Origin of the sequence: Syntrophorhabdus sp. (assembly GCA_012719415.1) — a bacterium.
Lineage (GTDB): Bacteria > Desulfobacterota > Syntrophorhabdia > Syntrophorhabdales > Syntrophorhabdaceae > Delta-02.
Genome location: JAAYAK010000036.1, coordinates 1 through 3,594, shown reverse-complemented (window position 1 = coordinate 3,594; position 3,594 = coordinate 1). Strand labels below are relative to the sequence as shown.

The following is a 3,594-nucleotide window of genomic DNA, read 5'->3' as shown; positions in this document are numbered from 1 at the left end:
TATAGGTCCCTTCGGAATACAGGGTCTCCTGATCCTTCACCATGACGTAGGTCTTGACCGCATTGTCCAGGAAAGACAGTGTGAAGGCGCTGAGGATCCCGAGGACCACGATCACCGTAACGAGTTCGATCAGGGTGAAACCTCTATCGTTGTCCTTATATGCCATCATCGCGGCTAAACCTTTTTCGGCCTTCGGGTTATGATCGTTGAGATGACGTGTTTCCCGTCGAGCAGGCCTGTGTGCTTCACGGTCACCACGATCCGCTTGTAAGGGTCCGTTCCGGAAGTGGTGCCGGATGGAGACAGGTCGGGATTAAGGGAAGTAACGGAGCATTCCACGGTGTACTTGCCGCCTTCCTCGGACGTTGACGAACAGGAACCGGGGACGAGGTTGTCGTAAGGGGTGTTCGTGATCTCCGCCACCCTCTTTTCAGCATAGAACCTGGCCTTCATGTAGTAATCGGGCCTCGAATAATTGTTCATAACGCTAGTAAAGGCGATCATCGATGCCGGCAGGAAGATACCGCCGACGACAATGAACATGACAAGCTCGATTAATGTAAAACCCTTGTTGTTCTTCATCGTGTTCATTCTGCTCTTCCCGTCGAAGGGTTGACTGTGACTGTTACGCCGCCTGACAGTGTTACTACGCCATTGCTCGTTGGTTCACCGAGGGAATTGAAGACCAACCGGTTTGAAACCGTCGTGGATACGGATGTAACCGTTGTGTTACCGGGCAACGTCTTTTGCACATTTGCCACATTATAAGCTGATGAACCCACGGTAAACGTTATGATCTGTGGGCTTTTCATACCCATGGCCTTCAGTTGAGCAAGGCGGATATGTGCGATCAACTGATCTTTCGCTATCCCCGAATAATCCTCGATACGGAAAGGGTTCTTGACAATGATAGAGGCCGTTAAAATACTGAGAACCACAATAACGACAATTAGTTCAATCGATGTGAACCCCTTTTCCCTCCTCCGCGCCGAATATGTTTTGCCTTCTCTCATCTTCCCTTTATCTTTTAGACTCCACTATGCACTTCCTTTCTGTGCTCTGCACCTAATAACAAGCACGTAAAGCTCGTTATCATTGAAAGTATAGATAATACCGTGATCACCCACACGATGGCTCCATAATGTCCCGTCTTTCCCCTTTAGCGGTTTTCCGGCTTTCGGGTTGGGTAGGAGGTTCTTGCGGATTTCCTTCATGATCTCTCGGGTTGTTTCCTTTCCTATTCTCTTGAGGTCTCCCTGAACGCTCCTTTTGAACTTCAGAATGCGCGTCATTAGATATCCCAACCAAGGCCTTTGAGGAACTCCTTCTCGCCTTGGACCTGGTCAGTGGGATCCATCATCCTGTCCATGGCTATCTGGTAGTCTGCCACTATGTCGACGTAAAAGTTCAGAGCCTCTCTGACAATCTCTCCCCTGTTCCTTTTTCTCAACCTGGCAATCTCGTCTATATTTGAAAGCAAATCCTTTGGAACCCTAGTGGCTATGGGCGCCAGTCTTTCCGTCTGTTCCTTGCTCATGAAAAACACCCCCTACATGTCGTGTATACACAGAATGCCTGTCATGACCGTTTATGTCAAGGTGGTTGAGGGGTGTTCCGGTTAGATTGATGCCTTGATCTCGGTCGTGTCCATAAACGTTGTCCTGCTGTTTGCCTGTGCGTATACACTTTCAGGAAGAAGTCAACCCAACCTCACGGACAGCCTTGTGCCAAACCGTTATTCCTCACGCCCGGCCACCCTCTCATGTACACATCCGTCCCATATCTCCTGCGGAAGCACGATCTTCTCCGATCCGGGAATCTTCCAGACCGAGGCACCAGTATTGAGATCAATTCCGTTTCTCAGGTACGCCCTGTATGCCAGTTGGCTGCAGTAGAAGGATCCCTCCGTAGCTGAATCGAAGAAATTGAGGTTGTAGAACTTTTTCAGCTCCGCCTGCCTGATGCAGTACGCGGCAACGTCCTCCCGGATCGCCATGGCCTTGGCGGGGTCAACATCTGCGGACAGGAGAGGATACGCAGCACCGTAGAGCATGTCGACAAACGGGCCCCTCTGGGATCTCATCTCCTCCGCGTTCCACGTGCTGCCGATAACGTCAAAGGTGATGACTTTCCCCTTCGCACCCGCCTCAACGCACCTCCCCCCGGGCCCGACATAGATGACAATGTGGTCCACGTCCCCCGGTATGAGCTTCCCAATGAGGCGCCAGAACTGTCCGGTGATGTCCGCGCCGCCGCCGTCGGTGGTGCAGAGAAGGTCACCCGTCTGGACCCTCAGGCCTTCTATCTCATAGGTGTGGATCATGGTCTCTCCTCCACCCCGACGGGCGCGGGTGCTCCTACTACTACCACGTCGTCTGCTCCATCGTCGCGTATATGGGACGCACGATGCTCGCCAACACATATGCCTGGTGTGCCTTGACGGCCTCCTGGAACTTGAACCAGTGGCTTTCCCTGTAGTTGTCCTTCCATATCCACTGTGTCTCCGTCCCTGGCACCGTGTCCCCTCCGCCAGAGGTGTCCGCGGTTGTGAAACCCACGGCCTCCTTGAACCAGACGTCCTTGTCGTACTTCGTGAACTCTGACCCGATAAGGGCCTTATAGCTCCCGACGCGCTGAGTCTTCGTGCTGGCGCTGTCCCCTATGGCATTGCCGAGATCCGTAAGAAGAGAGCTCCTCGCGTCATCGTCAACGAAGCGGCCCCGGTAGAGGTCGAAGAGACACCCCGCCGCATCGAGAAAGCGTGGCTTGTTGTCTATGGAGGCGTGGCTTGGCACGAGACGTTTGTCCTTCCAGAGCTCGTTGGGTACGTCCGGGCTGTGCTTGGCATCGGCATGACCCACACTGGGGATGAGTTTCTCCAGGAGTCCCGCCATGTTGTTGAAGCCGTCATCAGCCCCCACAAAGTTCTGGTGAGCGAACGTGTCGGCGAAGGCATGGGTCGCTATCCCGATGCGGTAGAGGTCATGGAGGCCGAGCGCCTCAGCGAGGACCTGTTGAGCGCTCAAGCTGTTGGGGATCGTGTTCATGAGGTGGAGCTTCCCGTCAGCGCGCCTGGCTGAATCCCCTGCTATCTCGGTGAGGGATCCGGGAAGGAAGTGGAAAACAGGGTATATGCGCATGAGCTCCTTCTGGGGCTTGAGGATATTGACGGTCTGGCTGATGTAGCTCTCGTAGGCGTCGGGAGTGTCCTGGCTGATATAGAGGTGCTCCGTGTTGTCATCGGTATACTGCGAGGAGTAGGCGATGACGGAGGAGTCGTTGGGGCTGAAACCTGCCCTCCTTGCGATGATGTACGTCATGTAGTAGTGGAATTCTATGTCCATGGTGGTCTCCTTGTCCTTGTTCCAGCAACTATACCGTAATCCCTTTCCTATTGCCAGAGACCGGCGGCCCTGGTGGTCTCTATACTGTCCTGCAGTTCCCTCCCCAGGCTCGAGAGAAAGTCAAGCCCGGTGCTCTCCTCAACGTCCCGTATGGTGAAGATATACAGGGGCAGATCCTCTGTCTCAAGGGCCTCATTCGGCATAATGAAGGCGATGGCCTCCTGCTTGTTCGGGTCATAGACGATCTTGT

8 protein-coding genes are annotated in these 3,594 nt (G+C 53.8%); all 8 read right to left on the bottom strand.

Annotated elements, in window-relative coordinates:
* A partial coding sequence (locus tag GXX82_02030; protein ID NLT21805.1) for a prepilin-type N-terminal cleavage/methylation domain-containing protein occupies positions 1–169 on the bottom strand: 169 nt, incomplete at its 3' end.
* Between the two features lie 5 nt (positions 170–174).
* Positions 175–591, bottom strand: coding sequence for a hypothetical protein (locus GXX82_02025; protein NLT21804.1), 417 nt, complete (start codon positions 589–591; stop codon positions 175–177).
* Positions 588–1,013, bottom strand: a complete 426-nt coding sequence (locus GXX82_02020; protein NLT21803.1) for a type II secretion system protein — start codon at positions 1,011–1,013, stop codon at positions 588–590. Before GXX82_02020 ends, GXX82_02025 begins: the two co-directional genes overlap by 4 nt.
* Before the next feature lie 24 nt (positions 1,014–1,037).
* Positions 1,038–1,292, bottom strand: coding sequence for a type II toxin-antitoxin system RelE/ParE family toxin (locus GXX82_02015; GenBank protein ID NLT21802.1), 255 nt, complete (start codon positions 1,290–1,292; stop codon positions 1,038–1,040).
* Positions 1,292–1,537: a CopG family transcriptional regulator gene (locus tag GXX82_02010; GenBank protein NLT21801.1), complete on the bottom strand. Its 246-nt coding sequence runs from the start codon at positions 1,535–1,537 to the stop codon at positions 1,292–1,294. Before GXX82_02010 ends, GXX82_02015 begins: the two co-directional genes overlap by 1 nt.
* Before the next feature lie 198 nt (positions 1,538–1,735).
* Positions 1,736–2,323, bottom strand: a complete 588-nt coding sequence (locus GXX82_02005; GenBank protein NLT21800.1) for a hypothetical protein — start codon at positions 2,321–2,323, stop codon at positions 1,736–1,738.
* A 40-nt stretch (positions 2,324–2,363) separates the two neighbouring features.
* Positions 2,364–3,344 (bottom strand): hypothetical protein, encoded by a 981-nt coding sequence (locus GXX82_02000; GenBank protein NLT21799.1) that lies wholly within the window; start codon positions 3,342–3,344, stop codon positions 2,364–2,366.
* A gap of 47 nt (positions 3,345–3,391) precedes the next feature.
* Positions 3,392–3,594, bottom strand: a 203-nt coding sequence (locus tag GXX82_01995) for a DNA/RNA non-specific endonuclease (protein NLT21798.1), incomplete at its 5' end; no start/stop codon positions are given.